The organism is Streptomyces sp. NPDC096048, assembly GCF_044763415.1.
Taxonomy (GTDB): Bacteria; Actinomycetota; Actinomycetes; order Streptomycetales; family Streptomycetaceae; genus Streptomyces.
Genome location: NZ_JBIWGG010000010.1, coordinates 82,180 through 106,742 on the forward strand (window position 1 = coordinate 82,180; position 24,563 = coordinate 106,742).

Sequence of the window (24,563 nt, forward strand, 5' to 3'; positions counted from 1 at the left end):
GCACTGACATGAGTACCAACATCCTGCGCACCGCCGACGGCTGGTGGGTCGTCGGCGGGGAGCGAGCGGTTCCCGTCGACACCAAGGCCGTCACCACCGCCGAACTCCTGGCGGACCGAGCTGCCGTCGAGGAGGCCGCCACCTCCCGCGCGACGGGGACACCCGTCACCGACCTGGTGGCCCTCTCCCCCGTGACCGTGCCTTGCCGCGTGGTGGCTCAGATGGTCAACTACCACAGTCATGCCCGTGACTCGGGCTTCACCGGTGACATCCCGCCGACCTTCTTCCGTAAGGCCTCCGGTTCCGTGAGCGGACCGCACGAAAGCATCGTCCGGCCGTCGCATGTGAAGTTCCTCGACTACGAGATCGAGCTCGGCCTGGTCATGGGCGCACCGTTGCCCGTCGGCACCGTCGTCGAGGAACGCGACCTGCCCTCGCTCGTAGCCGGGCTGGTGATCACCAACGACGTCAGCGCCCGTGACGTACAGCTCACGAAGACTCAGTTCTACGAGAGCAAGTCGTATCCCACCTTCACGCCGACCGGCCCGTATCTCACCCTGCTGGAAGCGGAGGAGTTCGCCCACCTCATCGGCCTGCGGCTGCGGTTGTCGGTGAACGGCGAGCTGCGTCAGGACCGCACCCTCGCCGACATGATCGTCCGCCCAGCGCAGGCACTGACCCTGCTGGCCCGATTCCAGACCCTGGAAGCCGGGGATCTACTGCTCACCGGAACGCCCGGTGGTACCGCGCTGAAGGCCCCCCCGAAGCCGGTCGAGAAGATCGGTGCGCTGCTCCCGCCCGCGGTGAAGTGGAACACCTTCTTCAAGAGCCAGGCGAAGAACCCCCGCTATCTACGCTCCGGCGATGTGGTGACCGCGTCCATCGCCACCCCGGACGGCAGAATCGATCTGGGCAGCCAGCGCACCTCCGTGGCCGACGAGCACTGAAGACCGAAGCGAGCCGCACATGACCGTCGAGCCCTGTTCAGCAGACGTACCCGTAGTGATCGTCGGAGCCGGACCCGTGGGTGTGACTGCCGCCCTCCTCCTGGCCCGCCGCGGAGTGAGGACCGTCCTCCTCGAACGCCACGATGACATCTACCCGCTGCCGCGCGCCGTCGCCACCGACGACGAGGTGCGCCGCATTCTCCAGGCCGCGGGCATACAAGAGGAGTTCGCCGCGATCGCCCGCCCCGCCCGGGGGCTACGACTGCTGGATGCGCGGCACCGGGTGATGGCCGAGTTCCCGCGCGCCGCGCTGGGGGCCCATGGCTTCCCGCAGACCAGCATGTTCGACCAACCCGAGCTGGAGCGCGTCCTGCGTGACACCCTGGCCCGCACCCCGGATTGCGAACTGCGCGGCGGAGTGGAGGTGATCGGCCTCGAACAGGGCCCCAGCGGCCCGGTCCGCGTCAGGTTCCGGGACGACGCGGGTGAACACATGATGCTCGCGGACGCCGTCCTCGGTTGCGATGGCGCCAACGGCCTCACCCGTGAAGCCATCGGCGCCGTGTGGGAGGACCTGCGCTTCGAGGAACGCTGGACGGTCATCGACGCGCGCACGAGCCTCCCTGTGCGCTCCTGGGAAGGCGTCGAACAGATCTGTGACCCGCGGCGGCCGGCGACGTTCATGCGGATCGGCGACGACCGCTACCGCTGGGAATTCCGGCTGGACGACGGACCGGAACTGAATGACGAACGGCTTCGGGAGCTGGTCGCCCCGTGGGTGGGTCTCACCCACACGTCCGACTTCGACGTGCTCCGACAGGCCCGGTACACCTTCCGGGCGCGCATCGCCGATCGCTGGCGCCGGGGCCGCGTCTTCCTTCTGGGCGACGCGGCCCACCTCACTCCGCCCTTCATCGGGCAAGGGCTGTGCTCGGGTCTGCGGGACGCCTACAACCTGACCTGGAAGCTCGCTCTCGTACTTCAACAGGCCGGCGACGAGAAACTTCTGGACACGTACGAGAGCGAGCGCAAGCCGCACGTCCGCCATGTGATTAGGCTGGCGGTCGCCATGGGTTGGGCCATGACCGGCGGCCAGGACAGAGCCGCCGCCGTCCGGCGCGGCATTCTGGGCACTGTCTTCCGTGTGCCCGGGCTGGGTGCGGCAGCCGCCCGCGACCTCAGTCCGGCCCTGGCCGCGGGGCCGCTCGTGCACCGCCGGGTCCGTGGTGCCGGCCGCAGGCTCATCGGCCGCTTCTGCCCTCAGCCGTGGGTGACCGCCAACGGGCGCCGCACCCGCCTCGACGAGTTGCTCGGTGCCTCCTTCACCGTGGTGACGGCCGCACCGCTGTCTCCCGCTTCGCGGGCGGTTGCCGACGGCCTCGGCGCCCGCATCGTCCGCACCACCGGGCTCGGCGACGACGGCCGACTCACCGCGTGGCTGCGAGCCGCGCGGGTGGACGCCGTGATGCTGCGGCCGGACCGGGTGGTGATGGATGTCGTCCCCCGGGGCGGACACGGCTTCACGGCCCCGGCCGCGTGGGCACCTCTGGTGCACTCTGCACGCAACCCCCCGTCCGTCCGACGGACCGCCCCCGAAAGCCTGTTGAGGAGCTCCACACGATGACAACGCCGGAACCGTTCTTCACACTCGAACCGCAGGCCGTCTCCTCCAGTCGCATCGCGGACTTCGCGCGCCGCGCCGGGGTGGACGGCTCCGACTACTCCGCACTCCACCAGTGGTCGGTCACCGACCTGGAGGGCTTCTGGGGGGCGGTATGGGCGTACTTCGGCGTAGAGGCGCAGAGCCCGTACGAGCGGGTACTGGCCGAGGAGACCATGCCGGGCGCCCGCTGGTTCACCGGTGCCACCCTCAACTACGCCCACCACGCTCTGCGCAACCTCGCCGACGACGAAGCGGCGATCATCGCCCTCGACGAGACCGGGTCCTCGTACGAGGTGACCGGGCGCGCGCTGCGCTCCCAGGTGGCCTCGGTCGCCGCGACGCTGCGCGAGCTGGGCATCGGGCAGGGTGACCGGGTGGTGGGCTACCTCCCCAACACTCCGCACGCGATCATCTCCTTCCTGGCCGCCGCGAGTCTCGGCGCCGTGTGGTCGGTGTGCGGGCAGGACTACGCCCCCAAGGCCGCCGCCGACCGGTTCGCCCAGCTCGACCCCACCGTTCTCATCGCCGCCGACGGCTATCTCTTCAACGGCACCTCCCACGACCGCCGCGAGGCCGCCCTTCGACTGGCCGAGTCACTTCCGACGCTGAAGGCGACGCTCCTGGTGGACCACCTCGGCCTGCCGGGTCCCGGTGCCCCCTACCCGAGCCTCGTGGTGCCCTGGGAGGACGCCTCCACCCGCACCGAGGAACTCATCTGTACTCCGGTGCCGTTCGACCACCCGCTCTGGGTCGTGTTCTCCTCCGGGACCACCGGCCTGCCCAAGGGCATCGTCCACGGCCATGGCGGGGTCCTGCTGGAGCATCTCAAGACCCTCGGCCTGCACTCCGACCTTGGTCCCGGCGACCGCCTGCTCTGGTACACCACCACCCACTGGATGATGTGGAACCTGGTCGTCTCGACGCTGTTGACCGGTGCCACGACGTGCACGTACGACGGCAGCCCGGCACCTCACGCCAAGCTCGACGTCCTGTGGGAGCTGGCCGCGCGCCACCGCGTCACGGTCTTCGGTACCAGCCCCCAGTATCTGCTGGGTATGGCGAAGTTCGGCATCGATCCCTCCGGGCACGACCTGTCGTCCGTCCGCGTGGTCGGATGCACCGGTTCGGCCCTCCCCGCCTCGGCCTACCCCTGGGTCCGCGACCACGTGGGCGACCACGCCCTGCTCGCCTCCATCAGCGGCGGTACTGATGTGGTGTCCGGATTCGCCGGCAGCGCGCCCAACACGCCCGTATGGGCGGGCGAGCTGTCCGCACCCCACCTCGGCGTGGCACTGGCCGCCTACGACTCGGACGGCCTGCCGGTCATCGACCAGGTGGGCGAACTCGTCATCACTCGGCCCATGCCGTCGATGCCCCTGTACTTCTGGAACGACGCCGACGGCACCCGCTACCGCGACGCCTACTTCGACTCCTACCCCGGCGTGTGGCGGCACGGCGACTGGGTCTCGGTCACCGGGCATGGCTCGGTGGTCGTTCACGGCCGCTCCGACAGCACACTGAACCGCAACGGCGTCCGCCTGGGCAGCGCCGACATCCACGAGGCCGTCGAACTCCTCCCCGAGATCACCGAAGCCCTCGTCATCGGCGTGGAGGAACCCGACGGCGGCTACTGGATGCCCCTTTTCGTGGTGCCCGCCGCGGGAGTCGACCTCGACGACACCCTGCGGGAGACGATCAAGGAGGTGATCCGCACCGGCGCCTCCCCCCGTCACGTCCCAGACGAGATTCTCGAAGTCCCGGCCATTCCGCACACCCGTACGGGCAAGAAGCTCGAAGTCCCCGTCAAGCGCCTTCTTCAGGGCACACCGGCCGAGCAGGTCGTCAGCTCCGCCGCCGTCGACAACCCCGATCTTTTCGACTACTACGCCCGTTTGGGAGCCCGACGCCGCAGTCGGAGGAAGGAATGAGAACGGCACAGCTCATTCTCTCCGTCGTCCTGGCCCTGGTCTTCCTTCCCCTGGGAGCGGCGAAGATCGCCGCCGCGCCGGTCATGCGCCGAGCGGCGGCACACCTCGGCGCGACGCCGGGTCTCTACCGCGTCGTCGGCGCCCTTGAGACCGCCGGCGCCGCCGGGCTCCTGGCGGGCCTGGCGTGGGCCCCGCTCGGGGTGGCCGCCGCGGCAGGACTGGCGGCACTGATGGTCGCCGCGGCCGTGGCACACCTCCGCCACGGCGACCCGCCGGTACGAGCCCTGCCCGCCGGGGTACTGGCCCTGACCACGGTGTGCGCCGCGGTGGCAGCGACCTGACCCGACGCTGGAAGGCGGTCCGGCATGCGCGGTGACCGTCGCGGCAGTCCCCGGTTACGCGCGACGGATCCGTGGAGGCGCAAACCCGCTGATGGAATCGTCAGACCGTCTATTGACTGAGATGCAGATCATAGTCGATGATTTTATCAACAACGGGTGGGGGGCGCGTACCGGACCATGGCTGACTGCGCCCGCTTCAGGCTCGCCCGTGAGCGAGCGCGGCGGACGAGCCCTTGCGGGGTCCACGACGTGTGCGACAGGCGCCTGGTGTAAGCGAGGTGCGAAGAGCCGACGAGGCCGGGCCAGAGTGCCCGCCGCGACCCGGGGGTTTGCCGCTGCCCGTGGCGAACCGGGGTCTTCCTGTAATGAGGAGTGAAGAAGTGGCGCGTGCAGAAAGAGGGATCAGCCGCCGAGGATTCGCGGGTGTGGTAGGGACCGGAGCGGCGGCGGCTGTTGTGGGGGTATCGGTGCCGACCGCGCAGTCCGCGCAGTCGGCAGAGAGCTCGGGCGGACCGAAGGAGCACACTTTCAGGGCTGCCTCCGGCCGGAAGTCCAAGCGGCCCAACATCTTGTTCATCCTGGCGGATGACCTGGGTTACGCAGACCTGTCGTGCTTCGGTGCACGTCACATCAGCACGCCGAACCTGGACCGGCTGGCCGCGCAGGGGGTGCGTTTCACCGACGGGTACTCCGGCTCATCGAGTTGTTCACCAACGCGGCTGAGCTTGTACACCGGCCGCTACCCGGGACGTATCAGGGCGGGTCTGGAAGAGCCCATCGAGGACAGCGACAAGGTGGGACTGGACCCCACGCACCCGACGCTCGCGTCGCTGCTGCGGGACGCCGGGTACACCACCGCGATGATCGGCAAGTGGCACTGCGGGGTCCTGCCCGACTACGCGCCCACGAAGTCGGGATGGGAAGAGTTCTTCGGCAACTTCGGCGGTTCACTGGAGTACTACTCCAAGCTCACCTCGAACGGCTCCTACGACCTCTACGAGGGAGAGACGACCGTCAAGGACCTGCGCTATTACACGAACGTCCTGGCCGAGCGGGCCGGCGACTTCGTCCAGCGCAAGCATGACAAACCATGGCTGCTCAACCTCAACTTCACCGCGCCGCACTGGCCGTTCATCGCCGAGGGCGACACCGAGGAGGCGGCCCGTCTGGAGAGGCTCGTACGTGAGCTTCCGCCCGCCAAGGCCAAGCTGGCGCTGGCCCACCTCGACGGGGGTTCGCTGGACACGTACCGCAAGATGGTCGAGGGTATGGACCGGGCCGTCGGCCACGTACTGAGGGCGCTGGACCGCTCCGGCCAGACCAAGGACACCGTGGTCGTCTTCTCCAGCGACAACGGCGGCGAACGGTTCGCCTACAGCTGGCCTTTCGCAGGAATCAAGGAGACCCTGCAGGAAGGCGGCATCCGCGTGCCAAACATCCTGCGCTGGCCGGCCCGCGTCCACAGCCACCAGGTAAGCCACATCCCCGTAATGACGCCCGACTGGACGGCGACTCTGCTGGAGATGGCAGGCGCCCGTCCGGACCCCGACAAGCCGCTCGACGGCACCAGCCTCGCGGGCTACCTCCTGCGCGGCGACGCCGCCCCGCAGCGTGACTTGTTCTGGCGCCAGACCGGTGAACGCGCGCTGCGCCGCGGAAAGTGGAAGTACCACCGGGCCGTCGACCCCAAGATCCCCCCGAACAAGAACAAGGACGTCCTGTTCGACCTGGAGACGGACCCCAGCGAATGCGCCGACAAGTCGGCCCAGGAACCGGCGCTGCTGGCCGCCCTCAAGGCGACCTGGGAGAAGATCGACGCCACGCTGATTCCCTATCCCATCGCCTAGTGGCGCGGCCGACCTGACGCACTCCGAGTCCCCAGCCGGCCTGCCCGGTCAGCCGGGGCCTCCACCGTCACGGGGCCGGCTGACAGCATGGCCGAGGGCTCAGGCGACGACGGGCAGTGGGCGCCGCGCGACCTCGTCGGCCTCGTCGGGCGGCAGACCCAGCATCCGCAGCGTCATGCCCGCCATGTCGACGGCGGCGGCAGTGCCATCGATGTCGGGGCGCGCGAACCGCAGCTCCACCAGAGCCAGCAAGGCGCCGCCCAGGGCGGACACCGCGACGACGGGATCGACGGCGGCGAAGCGACCCGACGCGATGCCGCGCTCCACGTCACGCCGCGCACGCGGGGCCAGCCCCAGATCGGAGTGCAGGTGGGCGAGGCCGCGGCGACGCACGACCTGCATGAGCTCGGGGTGCGAGTCTGCCATGCGGGCACTGAGCCGGAAGCCCGCGGCGACCAGCTCGGCCGGGTCCTCCACGCCCCGCAACTGGTCGTCGAAGGCCTGACCGAACTCCTCCAACGCGTCCGCCACGGCCGCGTCGAAAAGCTCCGCCTTCGACTCGAAGTGGTTGTAGAACGAGCCGAACCCGACGTCCGCCCGTTCCGCGATCGCCTGAATGCTCACACTCGTGTCGTCCGTGTCGGCAAGGATCTCCCGGGCGGCACGCACGAGGGCCCGCCTGGTCGCGGCACGACGCCGCTCAAAGCGGTTGCTGGATGGGGCTGTACTCGGCATGCGATGACCCTACCAACCAAGGTGATGATGAACACGAATATGATGAAGTCAGCAGATTGACAACTGTGGTCATCCGCAGCCATGGAATCTGAATCCATGATCTCAGCATGGAACGTTCGGAGGACCTACGTCCTTCCCCAAGGCCTCCAACTCACTGAGAACCGGTTCCCGCCGACACACCCGGCCTCTGGCGGCGGCCCGACAAAGACCTCGGCGGGCAGGAGCCGACAGGATGTACTTGGCGTCCCCCGCGACCACCACGAGCCCGTCCGAACCAGTCAGTCCGGAAGACCTCGCGAGGCTGACCTGGAACTACTCACGAATGGGACAGCACGTGAGCCCTGAACACACCACCCCGCTTACTGACGCCATCGACGTGCACGCGCACTTCGTCACTCCCCGTCTGCGGTCCGCGATGCACGCCGCCGGACATGGCCGGCCCGACGGCATGCCCGCCATTCCCGACTGGTCCCCGCAGGCGGCGCTGGAGGCGATGGACAACACCGGCATCGCCGCCGCCCTGCTGTCGGTGTCCTCGCCCGGCGTGCACTTCGGGGATGACACAGCCGCACGTGAGTTGGCGCGTGCGGTCAACGAGGAGGGCGCCGCGCACGTAGACACCCATCCGCACCGCTTCGGACTTCTCGCCTCGCTTCCGCTGCCCGACCTGTCCGGGGCCCTGGCCGAAGTGCGTCACGCGTTCGACATACTGGGTGCCGACGGGATCACGCTCCACACCCACTACGCCGGCCGGTATCTCGGGGACCCGTGCTATGAACCGCTGATGGCCGAACTCGACCAACGCGCCGCGGCCGTCCTGCTCCACCCGGCCTCGCCGCTGTGCTGGGAAACCACCAGCATGCGATTGCCCCGGCCCATGCTGGAGTTCCCCTTCGAAACGACCCGCGCGGTCACAGGACTGATCCTCAACGGCGTTCTCGACAGGTACCCCGCTATTCGCTTCATCGTTCCGCACGCGGGAGCGACGCTGCCCGCGCTCGCCGACCGGATCTCCGCTTTCTCGATCGCCGTCAGTGACAGCCCCGTGGATGTGCTTGGCCATTTGCGACGGCTCCACTACGACCTGGCCGGTTTCGCCCTGCCTCGGCTCCTGCCCGCTCTTCTGACCCTCACCGACGCGGACCATCTGTTCTACGGCAGCGACTACCCGTTCACGCCCGACTGGGTCGTCCACGGTCTAGCGGAAGCCCTCGCCCGTGACGAGGCGCTCACCGCCGAACAGCAGCGGGCGATGCAGCGTCAGTCCGCCGCAGCGCTGTTCCCCCGGCTGGCGCCGTCCGACTGATCGGACCACCGTACCGGGCCGGTCCACCGACAAGCCCGGACCGAGACCTTCACCTTCTCCGAGGAAGTTACGCATGCCCTCGGCCCACGACGCCTTCCCTCGCTACCGACCCCGAGGATCGCGCCGCCCGGCTCATCCGACCTGCGGTCGACGGCCATCCGGCTGAGAAAGCGGCTGGTGACGACGAACCTGGTGGCCGCCGTCATGCTGATCGGCCTCGGCCAGATCCACGACGACGCCCACTCCACCACTGTCGCCGGTGCGTTCACCCTCGGTATGGCCCTGCCCTGCCTCCACGCTCCGGTTCTGTTCGTCTGCGCGGTTTGGTACAGGCGCGCCTGCGTTACCGGCTGCGACCCGCTCATCGACGCGCGCCCGGCATCGGAGAGCAGAGAGAAGATTTCTTCGCATCGTTCGCGGTGGCGGTGGCCTTCTCCGTCGTCCTCCCCGCTCTCTGCTCTGCACCCTGTTCTGGAAGGGGCTCACCCGCCGCAGCCTCCTGTGGTCCCTCTACGGCGGAGCTGGCTGCTGCTTCGTGATGCATCTGTTCGGCCCCACCGTTTCGAGCATGCCGACAGCGTGCTCCCCCGACCTCGACCTCGACTGGCTCCCGGACTGGTTCCCTCTGAAGAACGTCGCGATCCTCACTGTCCCCGTGGGCCTCCTTCTCGGCTGGGTCGTCAGCCGACTGGGCCGCCGGTTCCCTGGCGAACACTCACGTACGAGCACAAGGTGCTCACCGGCGTCGACATCAAGTGCCGCAACGGTGCTTGCCGTGGAAGCGCAGCTGAGGTCCGAGGCACGGTCCCGGTGCGGACACTGCCCAGCGGCCGTCGATGTCGAAGAGGGAAACCAGCCGGCCAGGCCGCCCGCCCTCGGCGCCCAGGGTCGCGAGGACGCCCGCCCGGCCATGCTGCGCCGCTCACACAACACCCACCGTGCGCGGCGCGTTCCCCCTCGGGGCGACGGCCATCCTAGACACCGGTGAGAATCTTGCGCTCAGCGTCCTCGTAGTCCAGGGCGGCACGCCGACCGTCGAAGCGACTGACCAACCAGCCGATGAGAAAGCCCGCCGGGACGGTGACGATCGCGATGTTCTCGACGGGGAGGACGGCGAAGTCCGACTCGGGGAAGAGAGCCCCCGGAACGCCGGAGACCGTAGGGGAGAACAACTGCGCCGTGACGCAACAGATGGACCCTGCGTACAGGGTCCACAGCAGGCCCCATCGAGTCAAACCCTTCCAGAACAGGGTGAAAAGCAAGGCGGGCAGGATCGTCGAGGCGGCGACCGCAGCGGCGAACGAGGCGAAGAAGATGACGTTCCAGTCGTGCAGAATCACCGCGAGCGCCACGCTGAGAATGCCGAGGACGCCCAGCATCCAGCGGGTCATCCGGACTTCACGCTCCTGGTCCACCCGGCCGCGCCGCATCACCGTGGCGTACACATCGTGAGACAGGGACGCTGCGGCCGCGAGCGTCAGCCCGGCGACCGATCCGAGGGCCGTGACGAACATCGCGCAGGCGAACGCGGTGGACAACAGCGCGTTCTGCCCGGCGGAGATGTCGTCGAAGAGCAGGTACATAGCCGAGTAGCCCGCCTCGCTGTCCGCCATGATGGTCTCCCCTCCGACGAGGGCGGCTGCTCCCAGACCCAGCACGGTCATCACTGACGAGACAAGGCCGAAAGCGAGGACGGCGTGCCGGGCCGACCGGCGGGCAGAAGGACCCGTGCGTGAAGCGCTGATACGCATGAGGAGGGGCGGAAGCACCCCGAAGCCGAGAGCAAGGGTCAGGCACGCCGAGAGCCGCTCCACCGTTCCGAACCGGACATTGTTGTAGAGCTGGCCGGGTTCCAGGTACTGCTCGGCGCGACCGCTTCCCGTAGCGGCGGACTCGAGCACGCTGTCCAAGCTGAAGTCGAACCGCTCGAAGACAACGTAGACCGCCGCAAGGAAGACGCCGAGGACCAGCACCACCTTGACCACCTCGATCACGCTGGTGGCCCGAAGCCCGCCGAACGCCGCGAAGGAGACGATGAGCAGTCCGAGGAAGGCGATGCAGACCTGGGCGGCGCCTGGCCGGTTCACTCCCAGGAGGTATGCGGTGGCGTCACCCGCCACTACGAGCTGGACGACGATGAGCGGGACGCACACCAAAATCGTGACGGCGACGGCGGCGAGGCGGACGCGGGAGTGGTCGATGCGACTGGCCAGGATGCCACCGAGAGTGAAGGCCCCGGTGTTGCGCACCGGTTCCGCCACTGCCAGCACCACCGCGAGAGCGGCCACGGAGCACGCGGCGAAAACCATGCCGTCGTAGCCGGCCAGGGCGACCGTGCCGACGGGTATGAGGAGCGCTGTTACGGATAGGGAGTCACCGCACATGGCCAGCCCGTTGCGCAGGCCGGAGAGGGAGCGGTCGGCGCTCAGGAAGCTGGAGACGGTGTCCTCGCCGGAACCAACGACGAGGCAGAGAAGGAACGACGCGACGATGACCAGCAGGAAGGCTGTCAGGGACGTGCCCAGGCCACCGCTTTCGAGTGCCAGATACGGCGTCATCTGCGCTCCTCGACACTGGTGAGACCGGTGGACATCTGATCGCACCGGGTCGCGAAGGCCCTGTCGTACCAGATCGCGCTGGCGATCAGGACGGCTCCGTAGAGGCCGATGAGTGCGATGCCCAGCGTGATGCGGCCGACGACGGGGGTGGCCAGAGCGTCCGGGAAGATCAGATTGAGTCCGGCCAAGGCCAGTACGGTCACGATGTTGACCGCGCCGAAGGTTCTCCTGATGCGCAGGGCGCTTTCCCGCAGCTGCTGTGGAACCGCAGGCGGATGGAGGGCCGTTGCGTCGGTTCTGGGTGAGGTGAATGCGTCATGGAAAGACACGGGCGACTCCGTGGACAGAGGTGGAGAAAAGGGTTGCCCCAGGGGCACCGGTCTGAGGTGCATCGCGGTTTGGCACCGCGGGATGTGCGGCCTGCCCACCGGAGTAGTGCATCTCCGTGCGAGACGGGGTACGGCTCAGCGCGCAAGGGAGCAGGCAGCATGATCGCCGGCCCGGCGGCCACGGATCCCGACATTGCGGTCGACTCGGCAGGCCGAGCGGATGGACAACGAGCCGCCCGGGCGGGTAGGAATCCGCGCTCCGGGCGTGCGCGGACGTTCCATACGCCTTCCCTCCGTACACCGAGAAGGGAACCCGGGGCAGCGCGTGGCGGTTCACGCGGCCTCCCGGGGCCGAGGAGGCTGTCAGCGTTCCCAGCGCGTCCTCGTGCCTCAGGGTGCGATGCCTACGCCGTCGATCTTGCTCCAGATGCGTTCCCGCGTGGCGGACATAGCGGGCCAGCGGCGGTCGCCGGGCCGCGGAGAGACCTTGGTGTGGAAGGGCTCGGGACGGAAGGCCGGATCGAAGTGGCACCCTCCGCCGTGCTCGGTGTCGAAAGAGGCGCATGAACGCGCGATGGCCGCGGTGGTGGGCTTGCGGCCGGTACTCGCCCAGGTGTCCAACGCATCCAGGATCGTGGCGTACTCGGCGGTGCTGAGTTCACCGTGCTCGCTCTCCTTGGTGAACGTCTGCATGAGATTCTCGTCCCGCTGGGCGGTACGCACGGCGGCTTCGTAGGCCGCCTCGTGCTCGACGAAGACTTGAGGGTCTCCGATCGCGTGCATCGTGAGGACCGGGATGGAGATCCGGCCGGTGAGGTCGGTGTCGTAGGAGAAGTCGCGCTTTGCGGTGGGATCGGCGGAGAACCGCGCCACGCCCGCGTTGAGTGCCTTGTCGTCGTGGGAACCCTCGTAACGGATCCCGCGGTTGGTGAACGGGTTACGGCCGTCCAGCCTCTTGGAGACGATGTCCTGGAAGAGGAAGGTCGCATACAGCATGTTCGTGGGCAGCGTCTCCTCAGTGGTGCGGGTGACCGCCAGGATGTTCTTGAGGTTGCGCCGCTGCTGCGCGGTCCGCTTCGCCGGATCCGAACCGACGCCGGTGCACTCCGCCACCCGGGCCGCGACGTCCTCGGGCGTCAGCTTCGAGTCGGCGGGCAGTCCCTGCCACAGGGGGTACTGCTTCTCGCTGGGGCGGGGGAGATTACGGCAGTAGTACTGGTAGACGACCCGCAGGTCCAGGCGCGTGTTGTAGCCTCGCGTGCCGCCCGCCAGGAAGCCGTTGGTCGTCATCACCCCGTCGTAGCGGCCCTTTCGCCCGCCGTAGATCTCGGCCGCCTTGGCCGCGATGTTGCCGCCCCAGGACTGGCCGTGCAGGAAGGTCCGTTCGGGACGACCGAAGTCCTCGACGAACAGCCGGCGTACGTTCTCCGTGTCGGCGGCGGCCATCCGCACCCCGTAACCGCCCCGCCGGTAGGAGGAAGCAGCCCACGCGTACCCCTCCTCGACCATGACCGCCCAGAGTTCCAGGTCCTCGGTCGACGTGGACTCGTCGTAGGAGAAGTCCGGCCCACCATGGGCATGGACGACGAGAGAGCCGTTCCAGTCGTGGGGAACGGCCATCGTGTAGTAGGCGCCGTTGTCGTCCTGGCCGGTGTAACACTTGGCCTTCTCCTTCAAAACGGCCGGACAGGCCGCAGGGTCGGATTTCGTGGTCTCGGCCCCGGACGAGGGAACGTAGTTGACCACCCCGATCACCACAACGGCAGCGACGGCGGCGGCCACGAGCGCATACAGCCGTCCCCGGCGACGACGGCCGGACGAGGGCGCGGCAAGTGTGTCCAATGAACTGCTCCTTCGAGTGCGGGTCGAGGGTGAGCTGACGGAAGACTGCGCGTCTCGATTCATGCGGCTCGCCCCGTCACGGGCGAACGGCGCTCGCGGGTACGCAGGACCGTGGTGTAGCGCCTGAGGACGCGGTGGGAAGCACATCAAGAACATGCGCGGGAAGAGGTCACGGCGAGGCCGTGCGTGCGTTCGGCTCCACTGCCGGGCCGGCGGTGGTGCCGGCCCGGCTGTCACGTCATCGTCGTCAGAGCGTGGTGCCCGGCCCTGTGCCGTCGGCGTCGCCTGTGCTCTATTGGCTCTGTTGCCCGGAGCCGCAGCCGTGTCAGGAGGCAGCGGGCACGGGCAGGACGGCCAGCGGCACATGGTGCTGACCGGAGTGCACGTCTCGGTCCCGCAGCGACGCCTGGCCGACGGGCCGCGGGAAGGAGATCTTGACGACATTCAGCGACGGGATCCGGAACATCAGGATGTCGGCTTCGTCGAGTCCATAGAGTCGGGCGACCGTGCCCTCGTTGAGGAACGTCTCATCGGCGGCGATGCGATAGCCGTCCGCATCTCGCATGAACAGCTCCATGGTGACCCAGAATGGTCCCGCGTTCTTGGACCGGACCTCGTGCGCCAGGTCACCCAAGGTGGTGGGAGCGGTCTCAGCCATGGTGGGGAGCCTCCTCGATCTCGACGCGGAAAAGGTCGGTGGGGGTGATGCTGTCGACGACGTGGTTGAGCACGAACTCGTAGGCGGGTCCGCGTTCGGTCTCGGCCGGCGAGGTGGCGAACGCCAGGCTCGGCAGGAAGTCCATGTGGACCGTCGGCAGATGCAGCATCAAGGGATTGGCGATCTTCGCGACGCCGGTGGCGGTGCTCTGGTCCGGCGCGTTGACCAGGAGCATGACCCCTACCTCGCGAGGCGGACCTACCGCCGGATCGAGATCCCCGAGGATGGCGTTATGGCCGTAGAGTCGCAGGTCGAAGGCATACTTGTCCTCGCTCAGACCGATCGTCTGCTCCACCCGCTGCCGGATCATCGTGCGCATGAGCTCGGCCCACCCGTCGATGTTCGCGAGGATGTGCGGATCCCTGATCGCGGTGAAGGACATCGTCTCGTAGCCGGTGATCCGGGCGCCTTCGAGCTTGATGGTGTGCTGGTCGGCGACGTGGAACTGGGAGCCCTCGACCCGTACTGTGCGCTCGTCCAGGGCGGTGTAGACGGCGTCACGGACGTCGAGGGTGCCGTCCGGCTCACGCATCTCGAACGGGTTCACCGTCTCGTAGAGCATGTGGGCGGCGACCAGGATCGGTGTGCAGGTGACCGTCGGGTCCAGCGGCTCGATGGTGAAGCCCTCGGCGTCGATGGTGGCCAGCACGCCGCCGGCACGCGGATCACTGGTGCACTGCCCGCCACACTCAATGATCTTGGACGCGTGCCACGTCGGCCCGGCCGGCATCCCCTTCATCATCGGGTAGGCGGCGGCGATGGCAGTATCAGTGGCGCGGCCGGCCAGGACGACCTGGGCACCGGCCTCCAGGGCGGCGACGATCGGTTCGTGCCCCATCACGCCCACGATGTGCGTGCAGCTCTGCAACGTCTCCGGTTGCAGTTCACCGAGCGGAGGCAGGGCGTGGATGCGGCCACCCTGCAGGCGCTCCAGGAGCGTGCCCTTGTCCTGCTCACTGTAGATGCGCGCCACGCACATGCTGAGTCCCTCGTCTGCCAGGATGTCGGCGACAATGCCGGCAACCCAGTCGACACCGGAGTCGGTTCCGCTCGTTCCGCACGAACCCACGATCACCGGGATCTGCGCGCCCGCCGCCGCCTTGAGCAGGACGCGTAGGTCGCGGGCGACCGCCGCACGGGTGGTCTTGGGCTGTGAGGCGCCGAGGTAGTGGGGACCGGAGTCGGTGCTGCCCCCGTCGACGGAGATGACGTCGGCGCCCAGTTCCACACCGCGCGCGATCGTGGCTTCGGGGAAACCTGCTCCGAGCATGCCAGTGGGTGAGAGGACTTTGACCTGGTCCACCCGTTCGTTGTCCATTCTTCCTCTTCCTATGGGGGTGTGGGGCCGGTGGCGGGCGGGTTGTCACCCGTCGACCCGGGCGGGGCGGGTATGGGGCAGCAGATGGGTGTTCACGGCGAAGCGGGGATGACCCGCGAGCGCGGCCACCGCCTCGGCCGCTCCCTCGAGGCCCGCGGCCGCTCGTGCTTCCGCGGTCTGGCCCGCAAGGTGGGAGAACACGGTGATCCCGTCCACGTTGCGCAGCGGACTGTCGGCGGTGAGCGGCTCCTCGTTCACCACGTCGAGGGCCGCCGCGGCGATTTGACCGGTGCGCACGGCGTCGGCGAGGGCCTGTTCGTCGACGACGGCACCTCGTGCGGTGTTGACCAGGACCGCCGTGGGTTTCATCCGCCGGAACGCGGAGGCGTCGAGGAGACCCCGGGTCCGCTTCGTCAGTGCGGTGTGCACCGAAATGTAGTCGGCGGTCGACAGCAGCTCGGGAAGGTCCACGAACCGCACCAAGGGATCGTCCGTGCGCTGGGCCGCGGGCACATTGGTCGTACAGAGCACACCCATGCCGAAGGCCTGCGCCAGAGGTATCAGGGCCCGTGCGGCCGCGCCGTATCCGATGAGACCGAGAGTGGATCCGCGCAGTTCGTGCCCGTCCTCCCTCGGCCAGCCGCCGACCGCGACGCCCACTGCGCTCTGCACCAGTCTCCGCGCCGTGGCCAGCAGGAGGCCCATGGTGTACTCGGCCACGGCGTTCGCGTTGATGCCCGGCAGGTTGCTGACCGTGATCCCGAGCTTGCCCGCGGTGTCGATGTCGATCGAGTCGTAGCCGACACCGGTCCGCACGATGGCGCGCAGGCCGGAAGCCCGGGACAGGACCTCGGCGGTCAGGGGTTCGTTTGCGACGAGCGCCGCGTCGATCCCGTCCAGGGCCGCCGCGAGTTCCTCAGGATCACGGCGGCCGGTCATCGGCAAGTGGACCGTCGTGTGTCCGTGCTCCCGAAGGTACTGATCGACGTCGTCGCCGGGCCGTAGATAGTCCGTGGTGATCAGGATGCGGGGCACCGTACCTCGTCTCTTGCTGGGCCCGCCGTTCGCTCGCGCCGGGCTACGGGGGCTGTCTACTTGGTGAGAGTCCGGGTGGTGCGGCGCTGCAGCGCGCCGATTCTGGCCACGATGACGATCGACGGCGCGGTGATCAGGGCGATGTCCATGAGCATCAAGGGCCAGCCGTTGATGTCGACCATCCCGCCGACCAGCGCCGGGCCGAGGAAACCACCGCCGGCCCAACCGACGGTGTACATACCGGCGTATGTTCCGAAGACCCGTGCCGAGGGTGCGAGGTTCCACAGGACGACCACCGCGTTCACGAGGAAGCAAGTCGCGCCGGCGGCCGCGAGGCACAGTGCCACGGCAGCCCCCACCGGGGTCTGGATGAGCGTGCCCAGCACCATGGCGCCGGCGAAGACCGACATGCCCACGGTCATGACCCGGAGCCGGCCATAGCGCTCGGCGAACAGGGCTGCCGGATAGGCCGCCACGATGAACGCGACACCGCTGGGCAGGGTGAGGCCACCGGCAGCTCCTCGCGACATGTCGAGAGCTTCCATCCCGTACGGCGTCATCAGCGACCGCGACGCGGCCCAGGCGCTGCCGAAGAGGAAAATCGCGAGGAGGAGCAGGAGCCGGCTGCGGTCAGTGTCCTTGAGGATCTCGACGAAAGTGTCCCGGACCCGTGGCCCGGTGCCCTCGGCGCTGTCCATCTCGCTGCTCTCGGCCACCGCCGCCTGGTACGCCGGGGACCGGTTGTCGCGCACGGTAACCGCGAGGACCCCGACCGATACCACCATGATGACCGCGGGTACCGCGAACGCCAGATCCGGGTGATCGTCCACCAGGAAGATGCTGAGGAGCGCGGCGACGATTGCGGTGATACTCGATGCGATCTTGACGACGGCGTTGGCTCGGCTGCGTCGCTCAGGCGCGATGAAGTCCGGCACGAGTGCTTCGGCGATCGGCTTGAACGTGTTGGCCACGAGCGCATACGTGAACATCACCGCGATCAGCAGCGGCAAAGACGCCGAGGTGTGCGGGATAACGGCGAACAACACGGCGGCGACCGGCATTCCGACGACGAGGTAGGGCATCCGTCGTCCCCAGGAGGTCCTGGTGCGGTCCGAGCGGTTACCGATCCACGGTTGGATGAAGATGCCCAGCAGGTTGTCCATGCCCATCAGCAGACCCACGACGGCTGCGCTGGTGAGATGCTCCCGCAGAAGCGGGGGGACTTGAGCTTCGTAGAAGTTCCAGGTCGACTCTTGTGCGAAGACCGCGAGAGCAACCAAGAACGTGATGCGCCGGGTATTCGAGCGCTGCCCTGCTGACGTCGTCGTCATGAGGGTCGTCCCTTCGCGCTGCCACCATGTCGGGCAGCCGCTGGATAGTTTATCGGTGCGGGCGGGTGTTATCGGGTGACGGTTGCGCCCGGCATGGCCGGCCCGCTCTGGATCGATGAATCCGTCCGGCTGGGGGAGGCCGATGTCCTGTCCGACCGGGACGAAGGGCCGTGAAGCCGGCTCGCGGTGGGGAGCACCCGGTTCCGGCTACGGATGTCCCGCGTTCTTCCCCCGTGGCCTCCTGGCGCCACCTTCCTCACGGATGGCGCTGCCTTCCTCAGAGACGACGATCACGAAGGCCGGGTCGGCCCCGGCCCGCTTCCCGCGAACCCCGGATCCGCTCTTCGCCTCCCGCGGCGCAGGCTGGCCGGCGGGCAACTCCCCGCCGCCTCATAGGTCGGCCTCGGCCACGAGCGTCAGGTCGTCGGTGACCTTGATCCGGAACTCCGGGCCGAAGGAGCAGGACGATTCGCGTTCCTCGAAGAGCGCGGGACCCTCTATCTCGGTTCCCGGCGTGAGCTCATAGCGGTTCCACACCGTGGCTTCGAGCAGCCCATGCCCGGAGAAGTAGACCGACCGGACGCCGCGGGCCGCCTCGCCTCCTTGCCCGTAACCGCCCCCCGTCGACATCTCGTGGCCGGGCAACTGGGCCGACAGCCGCCAGTTGACGACTTCGACGTCTCCGTCGAGGGAGCGGCCGAACACCGCCCGGTAGGTGGACTCGAAAGCGGCCCGGATACGCTCGAGACCCACCGGGCCCAGGTCCTGTTCGGGCAGGGTCACCTCAATCTCGAATCCCTGGCCGAGGTAGCGCATGTCGGCCGATCGGCGGGCCTGCATCAGCTCCGGATCCGTCGGCCGGAGCGTTCCTGTCGCACGGACCATCATCTCGTCGTAGAGCGCGCCGACCCGGTCCCACTCGGTGTCGGTCAGCGCGGCGGGCAAACTGCGCACCTCGTCGACCGTGGGAGCGGCGGCCAGAAGCCCGCAGGCGGACATGACTCCGGCCCGCATGGGCACAATGACCTTGGAGATCTTCAACGCCTTCGCCAGCCCGTAGGCATGTGCGGGTCCGGCTCCACCGAATGCCAGCAACGCGAAGCCAACAGGGTCTTTGCCCTGCTCGGACAGATGCATGCGGGCCGCTGCCGCCATGCTCTCGGTCACCACCTCCACGACCCCGGCGGCGGCATCCGTGGTGTTCAGTCCCAGCGGTCCCGCCACCTCACGCGTCATCGCCTTGTGGGCCTCGCGTGCACATAGGTTCATCTCGCCGCCCAGGAAGCTCTCCGCGTCGAGATACCCGAGCAGAAGGTCGGCGTCCGTCACCGTGGGCTGCTCGCCGCCGCGGCCGTAGGCGACGGGTCCGGGCACGGAACCCGCGCTGCGCGGGCCCACCTTGAGCAGTCCTAGGGAGTCGGGTGCCGCGATCGAGCCGCCCCCCGAACCGATTTCGATCATATCGACGACGGTCAGGCGCACCGGCAGCCCGGAGCCAGGCTTGAACTTGTCGACGCGTCCCGCCTCGAAATCGTGCTTGAGCCGGGGCCGGCCCGCCTGCACAACCGCGATCTTCGCCGTCGTGCCGCCCATGTCGAAGGAGACGACGTCCCGCTCCCCCAGGGCCCGGGCGGCGGCGGCCGCTGCGATGGCACCGGCCGCGGGGCCCGACTCCAGCAGCCGTACGGGGAACTGCTTGGCGTCCTCGATGGTGGTGACGCCGCCGCCGGAGAGCATGATGCGCAAGGGCGCGTCGATCCCCATGCCGATCAGATCGTCACGCAAGTCGTCGAGGTAGCCGGCCATCAAGGGCTGGACATAGGCGTTGAGGCAGGCGGTGCTGGTCCGCTCGTACTCGCCGATGACCGGTGCGACATCGCTGGAAAGGGTGACCGGGAGCTCGGGATACCGGCTCGCGATCAGGTCCCGTACCCGGTGCTCGTGCGCGACGTTGCGGTAGGAGTGCATCAGGGCCACGGCCACGGCCTCGGCACCACGGCCCACCAGGTCGTCCACGGCCGTACGGACGGCGCCCTCGTCGAGAGGTTCGAGTTCGCGTCCGTCGGCGGTGACCCGACCGGGAACGCCGCGCCGGAGATGGCGGGGCACCAGTGGCTCGGCCGGCCGGGCGTGCAGGTCGGTGGTGTCGAACCGGACCTCCCGGCCCATCTCGACCACGTCACCGAACCCGCTGGTGGTCAGCAGGCCGACCACAGCTCCGGTGCGCTCCAGCAGGGCGTTCGTGACCAGCGTGGTGCCGTGGACGATGCCCGCCACGTCGCCGGGCGCCGTGGCGGTCTCCCCCAGCAGACGGGCCACGCCGGCGGTGATCGCCTCGTTGGGGGCATTCGGTGTGGTGGGCAGCTTTCCCGGCCGGATCAGATTTCGGCGCGGGTCGTGAAGCAGCAGATCGGTGAACGTTCCGCCGACATCGACGCCGATCCGTACCGTGCGGCTCATCGGCCTGCCTCCTCACGGGCGCTTCCGCCTGCCGTCTGAACTGTGAGCGGTTCGGTGGCCGCAAGGGTGTACCCGGCGGTCTCGTCGGCGATCAGGAGGTGGGGCTCGCGCTCCTTCTCGTTGCCGAACCCGCCACCGCCGGCGAACGAGATCACCACGGAGGACCCGGGAGCCAGCCGGGAGATCGATTTCAGCGGCACGCGTGCGCCGGAGTCGAGGACGACCTGGGCCGTGGCGCCCGGCCCGCCACCGGCCAGACCGAGCGCCGGGTGCTGCTCGCGGTCTCCGAGCAGGACCATCTGGACCGGCCGGCTCGTGGGGTTGCGGACCTCGATGTCCTGGCCGAGGCCTCCGCGCCGACGGCCCCGGCCACCGGATCCGGCACGCAGTTCCTTGCGGAGGAAGTGCAGCGGAGACGCGGCTTCAAGGGCTTCGACGCTTCCGCTGCCCGAGTTGGTCGGGAAGGCGGTGGTGGAGAGTCCGTCCGATTCCTTGGAGGCGCCCATACCCGCGTTGGCGAAGAGCATGAGGCTGAAGGGCCGGCCGTCGTCACCGACACCGTCGAAGCGGACCCGCAGGGCGGGCGCGCCTCCGCTGTCGGCGATGACGCGGTCGGGCAGCACGGGGGCCAGCGCCTGGTAAAGCGCGCAGGACAGGAGGTGTCCGGTGAGGTGCCGTGCCACGACGGGGGCGGGGAACCTGGGGTTGACGATCGTGCCCTCCGGTGCGGTGACCGAGATGGACCGGTAGGAACCCCAGTTGGTCCGGGTGGAGGGGTCCAGCACGATTTTGAGCGGATTCATGGAGTAGGCGCGGGTGTAGTTCAAGGTCGAGTTGGTCGCGAAGGGCACCTGGGGCGAGCTGCCCGTGTAGTCGATCTCGACCTCGTCGCCGCGGATGGTCACCGCGCACTCGATGTGCGTGGGATGACCTTCGACGCCGTCCGCGTCCAGGGCCGCGTGGTAGACGCCGTCGGGCAGCTCTCGCACCGCTGCGCGCATGGCGGCATCGCTCACCGCGTGGACCTGGGCCGCGAATCCCTCGAAGTCCGGCTCACCGAAGTCGCTCAGGAACTCCTGTGCACGCCGACGGCACACGGAGTGCGCTGCGGCTTGGGCCTCCAGGTCACCCCACACCTGGTCGGTCAGGCGTACGTTCGCCAGCAGGAGGTCCTTGACGCCTTGCTCGACCCGTCCGGCGCGAAACAGGCGCAGCGGCGGAATCAGGATGCCCTCGGAGATCAGGTCGGTCGTGCTCATCGAGGGTGTTCCCCCAATGTCCGGTGAGTGCGCCACAGTGCCCGCGAAAGCGACGAGACGGCCCTGGTGGAAGATCGGCGTGATCATGGCGATATCGGGCAGATGCCCGGTGGCGATCCACGGGTCGTTCGTGATGACGCAGTCGCCGTCCTCCCACTCATCGGCCGGGTACTTCTCCAGGACCAGCGCGGTGAGTGAACTCATCAGTGCCGCGAAGGCGGGGATGCCGGCCCGCGACTCGGCCATAGTGTGGCCGACGCGGTCCATCAGCACGACCGTGTAGTCGTTGGACTCCCGGATGATCGTGGAGAAGGCGGTGCGGAGCATGGTGGAGGCTGCCTCGTCGGTGGCGGCGGCAAGCCGGTCCCACCGCACTTCGAGGCCGACAGGATCGGTGACGGGCCTGGTCATGACGCTGCGATCTCCTCTCTGACCGTGTGGCCGGTCTGCTCGCCGGTCACCGCTCCGTCGTCGTCCGTGAATGACTCGTCAGCGATACGGGCCGCGATGGCCTTGCCCAGTCCCACAGTGGTTCCCGTACCTCCGAGGTCGGGCGTGGCCGCTGCGGGCTGCTCAGCAAGGACGCTCTCGATCGCGGCCACCATGCGCGCGGCCGCCTGGTGCTCGCCGAGGTGTGTGAGCATCATGGCGCCGCTCCAGATCTGACCGACCGGGTTGGCGATGCCCAGTCCTGCGATGTCCGGCGCCGATCCGTGCACCGGTTCGAAAAGACTCGGGAAGGTGCGGTCGGGGTTGATGTTGGCGCTGGGGGCGATGCCGATTGTTCCGGTGCAGGCCGGACCCAGGTCGGAGAGGATGTCACCGAAGAGGTTGCTGGCGACAACTACGTCGTACCGGTCGGGCTGGAGGACGAACTTCGCGGTCAGGATGTCGATGTGGTCCTTGTCTGCGGTCACATCGGGGTACTGAGCGGCCATCGCGGTGGCACGCTCGTCCCAGTAGGGCATGGAGATCGAGATTCCGTTGCTCTTCGTCGCCCACGTCAGATGCTTGCCCGGTCGGCCTGCGGCAAGCTCGAAGGCATAGCGCAGAACCCGGTCGACGCCGGTCCGCGTCATGACCGTCTCCTGCACCACCGTCTCGCGGTCCGTGCCCTCGAAAATGCGGCCGCCGATACTGGAGTACTCGCCCTCGGTGTTCTCACGGACGACATAGAAGTCGATGTCCCCCGGCTGGTGACCGCGCAGGGGGCTGCGCACACCGCGCAGCAGCCGGACCGGACGCAGGTTGACGTACTGGTCGAACCCCCGCCGCATCTGCAGCAGGCTGCCCCAGAGCGACACGTGGTCGGGGACCACCTCGGGCCATCCGACGGCACCGAAGAAGATCGCGTCGAAGGAGCCGAGTGCGTCCCGCCAGTCCTCGGGAAGCATCATGTCGTGTTTCAGCCAGTAGTCGGCGCTGGCGAAGTCGAACTCGGTGACGTCGAGGGTGAAGCCGTACACCTCGGCGGCGGCCTGCAGGCACCTCAAGCCCTCCGGTACGACCTCCCGGCCGATCCCATCGCCGGGAATCGCTGCGATGCGATAAGTGTGCGGCACGGATTCACTCCTCAGACTGTGTGATCGATGCGCTCGCTCAAGGGCTGACACTCCATCGAAGTGTTCCGGCCACGGCGCGACTGGCCCTACCTTGGCCAGCAGTGACACCCGTTACAAGGGCGAAACTGGAAAGGTATGTTTTCTCCTGTGGAAACCCATGGATCCTCTGGTCGCGCCTGGTCCAAGAACCATTCATTCGCAGATGACCTGCAGTTCTTCCACGTGGTCGCGTCGAGTGAGACCCTGACGGCCGCGTCACGGGAGCTCGGTTGCTCCCTGCCCGTCGTCAGCAAGCGCCTGCGCGCACTGGAGCGCCGCCTCGATGTCCGGCTCGTCCAGCGGGGCGCCCGCCGGCTCGCGCTGACCTCGGAGGGTGAGCTCTACGCGGCGCGTGTGGAGGTGATCCTCGACCAGGTGCGTGAACTCGAGGACACGATCTCCGAGAGGGCCGGGGAGTTGCGCGGGTCCGTGGTCGTCGAAGCCACGCTTGGTCTCGGCCGTGCGCACGTCGCGCCGCTTCTCGGCGAATTCGCCGCGACCCATCCGGGACTGCACGTCCGGATGCAGACCTCCGCGCTTCCCCTGCGACCCCATCGGCGTGACTTCGACGTGGCCGTCCACGTCGGCATGCCGCCCGATTCCTCGCTGCGCATGCGGCGCCTGGCCAGGAACCGGCGCATCCCCTGTGCGTCACCGTCCTACCTCGCTGAGCGCGGCACCCCGGCCGGCATCGAGGATCTGGCCGACCACAACTGCATCGTGTTGCGGGAGAACGAGAGCGACTTCGCGCTGTGGCGTTTCGGGGACGCGGACCGTCCGCAACATGTCCGCGTCCAGGGCAGCCTGTCCAGTAACGACGGTGCGGTGGTGACCGGCTGGGCTCTGGAAGGTCGTGGCGTGATCATGCGTTCGGAGTGGCACGTCCGGCCGCATCTGGTGCGTGGCGAGCTCGTCCAGGTACTGCCGCACGTGCCGACGCCGGCGGCCGACATCTACGCCCTGACCAGGGAGGACGGACATGTCCCGCGGCGTGTCAGCGCGCTCATCGACTATCTCGCCGCACGGCTTCCGGTACGGCTGGGGCGTGCGCGGGAGGGGCACGGAACTCCGCAAGGCAGGGTCTGACGCCCCCATGGTGACGCTCCACCGCCGTCGCCCTCACCCGGGCCCCCTCCGGTGCGCAGAGGCCGTTCGGGGTCGGTCGTGGACATGGGGCAGTCCCGGGCTCATACCCAATACGCCCGCAGCGCGGCCGGCGGGGCCCTGGACAAGGCGTGCTCGCCACGGCCTCGCTCGGTGACACCGCTCCTGGCGCCCTCCCTGCCACCGCGTGAGCCGCCGACCCGTCCGCCCAGTGGCGACCTGTCCGGGGGCGTTCCGGGCT

18 protein-coding genes are annotated in these 24,563 nt (G+C 68.5%); 7 read left to right on the forward strand and 11 right to left on the reverse strand.

The window, feature by feature from the left end; all coding sequences use genetic code 11:
• Window positions 1-8 precede the first annotated feature (8 nt).
• The 5 genes from ACIQ6R_RS27025 (at window position 9) to ACIQ6R_RS27045 (ending at window position 6,726) form a co-directional block, all read left to right on the forward strand.
• Window positions 9-947, forward strand: coding sequence for a fumarylacetoacetate hydrolase family protein (locus ACIQ6R_RS27025; RefSeq protein WP_404223975.1), 939 nt, complete (start codon window positions 9-11; stop codon window positions 945-947).
• Between the two features lie 19 nt (window positions 948-966).
• On the forward strand, window positions 967-2,571 hold the full coding sequence (locus ACIQ6R_RS27030; RefSeq protein WP_404223976.1) for a bifunctional 3-(3-hydroxy-phenyl)propionate/3-hydroxycinnamic acid hydroxylase: 1,605 nt from the start codon (window positions 967-969) through the stop codon (window positions 2,569-2,571).
• Entirely contained in the window at window positions 2,568-4,538 is a 1,971-nt protein-coding gene (locus tag ACIQ6R_RS27035) for an acetoacetate--CoA ligase (protein WP_404223978.1), read from the forward strand. Before ACIQ6R_RS27030 ends, ACIQ6R_RS27035 begins: the two co-directional genes overlap by 4 nt.
• Complete coding sequence (locus tag ACIQ6R_RS27040; RefSeq protein ID WP_404223980.1) at window positions 4,535-4,879, forward strand: DoxX family protein; 345 nt, start codon at window positions 4,535-4,537, stop codon at window positions 4,877-4,879. The genes ACIQ6R_RS27035 and ACIQ6R_RS27040 overlap by 4 nt, the downstream gene beginning before the upstream one ends.
• Before the next feature lie 365 nt (window positions 4,880-5,244).
• On the forward strand, window positions 5,245-6,726 hold the full coding sequence (locus tag ACIQ6R_RS27045; RefSeq protein ID WP_404223981.1) for a sulfatase: 1,482 nt from the start codon (window positions 5,245-5,247) through the stop codon (window positions 6,724-6,726).
• Window positions 6,727-6,825: 99 nt separating this feature from the next.
• On the opposite strand, the gene ACIQ6R_RS27050 is transcribed toward ACIQ6R_RS27045, so the two are convergent.
• The gene (locus tag ACIQ6R_RS27050; RefSeq protein ID WP_404223983.1) at window positions 6,826-7,461 is read right to left on the reverse strand and encodes a TetR/AcrR family transcriptional regulator; all 636 of its coding nucleotides are present in this window, start codon (window positions 7,459-7,461) and stop codon (window positions 6,826-6,828) included.
• 238 nt (window positions 7,462-7,699) lie between these two features.
• Here ACIQ6R_RS27050 and ACIQ6R_RS27055 point away from each other — a divergent pair, with 238 nt between their 5' ends.
• A complete protein-coding gene (locus ACIQ6R_RS27055) occupies window positions 7,700-8,767 on the forward strand; it encodes an amidohydrolase family protein (protein WP_404223985.1) in 1,068 nt (355 codons plus the stop codon).
• A gap of 974 nt (window positions 8,768-9,741) precedes the next feature.
• Here ACIQ6R_RS27055 and ACIQ6R_RS27060 read toward each other — a convergent pair.
• The 10 genes from ACIQ6R_RS27060 to ACIQ6R_RS27105 all read right to left on the reverse strand — a co-directional run bounded on the left by ACIQ6R_RS27060 (window position 9,742) and on the right by ACIQ6R_RS27105 (window position 23,179).
• A complete protein-coding gene (locus ACIQ6R_RS27060) occupies window positions 9,742-11,325 on the reverse strand; it encodes a cation acetate symporter (protein WP_404223986.1) in 1,584 nt (527 codons plus the stop codon).
• Window positions 11,322-11,513 carry a hypothetical protein gene (locus tag ACIQ6R_RS27065; protein WP_404223988.1) on the reverse strand — a complete coding sequence of 64 codons (192 nt, stop codon included), beginning with the start codon at window positions 11,511-11,513 and terminating at the stop codon, window positions 11,322-11,324. Before ACIQ6R_RS27065 ends, ACIQ6R_RS27060 begins: the two co-directional genes overlap by 4 nt.
• 531 nt (window positions 11,514-12,044) lie before the next feature.
• Window positions 12,045-13,496 carry a DUF6351 family protein gene (locus tag ACIQ6R_RS27070; protein WP_404223990.1) on the reverse strand — a complete coding sequence of 484 codons (1,452 nt, stop codon included), beginning with the start codon at window positions 13,494-13,496 and terminating at the stop codon, window positions 12,045-12,047.
• Between the two features lie 325 nt (window positions 13,497-13,821).
• Window positions 13,822-14,154, reverse strand: coding sequence for a DUF4387 domain-containing protein (locus ACIQ6R_RS27075; RefSeq protein WP_404223991.1), 333 nt, complete (start codon window positions 14,152-14,154; stop codon window positions 13,822-13,824).
• Window positions 14,147-15,532 carry an acyclic terpene utilization AtuA family protein gene (locus ACIQ6R_RS27080; protein ID WP_404223992.1) on the reverse strand — a complete coding sequence of 462 codons (1,386 nt, stop codon included), beginning with the start codon at window positions 15,530-15,532 and terminating at the stop codon, window positions 14,147-14,149. Before ACIQ6R_RS27080 ends, ACIQ6R_RS27075 begins: the two co-directional genes overlap by 8 nt.
• A gap of 45 nt (window positions 15,533-15,577) precedes the next feature.
• Entirely contained in the window at window positions 15,578-16,567 is a 990-nt protein-coding gene (locus ACIQ6R_RS27085) for a phosphoglycerate dehydrogenase (RefSeq protein ID WP_404223994.1), read from the reverse strand.
• Window positions 16,568-16,623: 56 nt separating this feature from the next.
• Window positions 16,624-17,898, reverse strand: a complete 1,275-nt coding sequence (locus ACIQ6R_RS27090; RefSeq protein WP_404223996.1) for an MFS transporter — start codon at window positions 17,896-17,898, stop codon at window positions 16,624-16,626.
• Window positions 17,899-18,288: 390 nt separating this feature from the next.
• Window positions 18,289-20,358, reverse strand: a complete 2,070-nt coding sequence (locus ACIQ6R_RS27095) for a hydantoinase/oxoprolinase family protein (protein ID WP_404223997.1) — start codon at window positions 20,356-20,358, stop codon at window positions 18,289-18,291.
• Window positions 20,355-22,028: a hydantoinase B/oxoprolinase family protein gene (locus tag ACIQ6R_RS27100; RefSeq protein WP_404223998.1), complete on the reverse strand. Its 1,674-nt coding sequence runs from the start codon at window positions 22,026-22,028 to the stop codon at window positions 20,355-20,357. Before ACIQ6R_RS27100 ends, ACIQ6R_RS27095 begins: the two co-directional genes overlap by 4 nt.
• Entirely contained in the window at window positions 22,025-23,179 is a 1,155-nt protein-coding gene (locus ACIQ6R_RS27105) for a tartrate dehydrogenase (RefSeq protein WP_404223999.1), read from the reverse strand. Before ACIQ6R_RS27105 ends, ACIQ6R_RS27100 begins: the two co-directional genes overlap by 4 nt.
• Before the next feature lie 147 nt (window positions 23,180-23,326).
• On the opposite strand from ACIQ6R_RS27105, the gene ACIQ6R_RS27110 reads away from it, so the two are divergent.
• Window positions 23,327-24,304, forward strand: coding sequence for a LysR family transcriptional regulator (locus tag ACIQ6R_RS27110; protein WP_404224000.1), 978 nt, complete (start codon window positions 23,327-23,329; stop codon window positions 24,302-24,304).
• The last annotated feature ends 259 nt before the right edge of the window (window positions 24,305-24,563 follow it).

What these genes read in the sequence shown, in the direction of transcription:
- ACIQ6R_RS27025 (WP_404223975.1), top strand. Translation starts at nt 9, where the DNA reads ATGAGTACCAACATCCTGCGCACCGCCGACGGCTGGTGGGTCGTCGGC.
- ACIQ6R_RS27030 (WP_404223976.1), top strand. Translation starts at nt 967, where the DNA reads ATGACCGTCGAGCCCTGTTCAGCAGACGTACCCGTAGTGATCGTCGGA.
- ACIQ6R_RS27035 (WP_404223978.1), top strand. Translation starts at nt 2,568, where the DNA reads ATGACAACGCCGGAACCGTTCTTCACACTCGAACCGCAGGCCGTCTCC.
- ACIQ6R_RS27040 (WP_404223980.1), top strand. Translation starts at nt 4,535, where the DNA reads ATGAGAACGGCACAGCTCATTCTCTCCGTCGTCCTGGCCCTGGTCTTC.
- ACIQ6R_RS27045 (WP_404223981.1), top strand. Translation starts at nt 5,245, where the DNA reads ATGAGGAGTGAAGAAGTGGCGCGTGCAGAAAGAGGGATCAGCCGCCGA.
- ACIQ6R_RS27050 (WP_404223983.1), bottom strand. Translation starts at nt 7,461, where the DNA reads ATGCCGAGTACAGCCCCATCCAGCAACCGCTTTGAGCGGCGTCGTGCC.
- ACIQ6R_RS27060 (WP_404223986.1), bottom strand. Translation starts at nt 11,325, where the DNA reads ATGACGCCGTATCTGGCACTCGAAAGCGGTGGCCTGGGCACGTCCCTG.
- ACIQ6R_RS27075 (WP_404223991.1), bottom strand. Translation starts at nt 14,154, where the DNA reads ATGGCTGAGACCGCTCCCACCACCTTGGGTGACCTGGCGCACGAGGTC.
- ACIQ6R_RS27080 (WP_404223992.1), bottom strand. Translation starts at nt 15,532, where the DNA reads ATGGACAACGAACGGGTGGACCAGGTCAAAGTCCTCTCACCCACTGGC.
- ACIQ6R_RS27090 (WP_404223996.1), bottom strand. Translation starts at nt 17,898, where the DNA reads ATGACGACGACGTCAGCAGGGCAGCGCTCGAATACCCGGCGCATCACG.
- ACIQ6R_RS27095 (WP_404223997.1), bottom strand. Translation starts at nt 20,358, where the DNA reads ATGAGCCGCACGGTACGGATCGGCGTCGATGTCGGCGGAACGTTCACC.
- ACIQ6R_RS27100 (WP_404223998.1), bottom strand. Translation starts at nt 22,028, where the DNA reads ATGACCAGGCCCGTCACCGATCCTGTCGGCCTCGAAGTGCGGTGGGAC.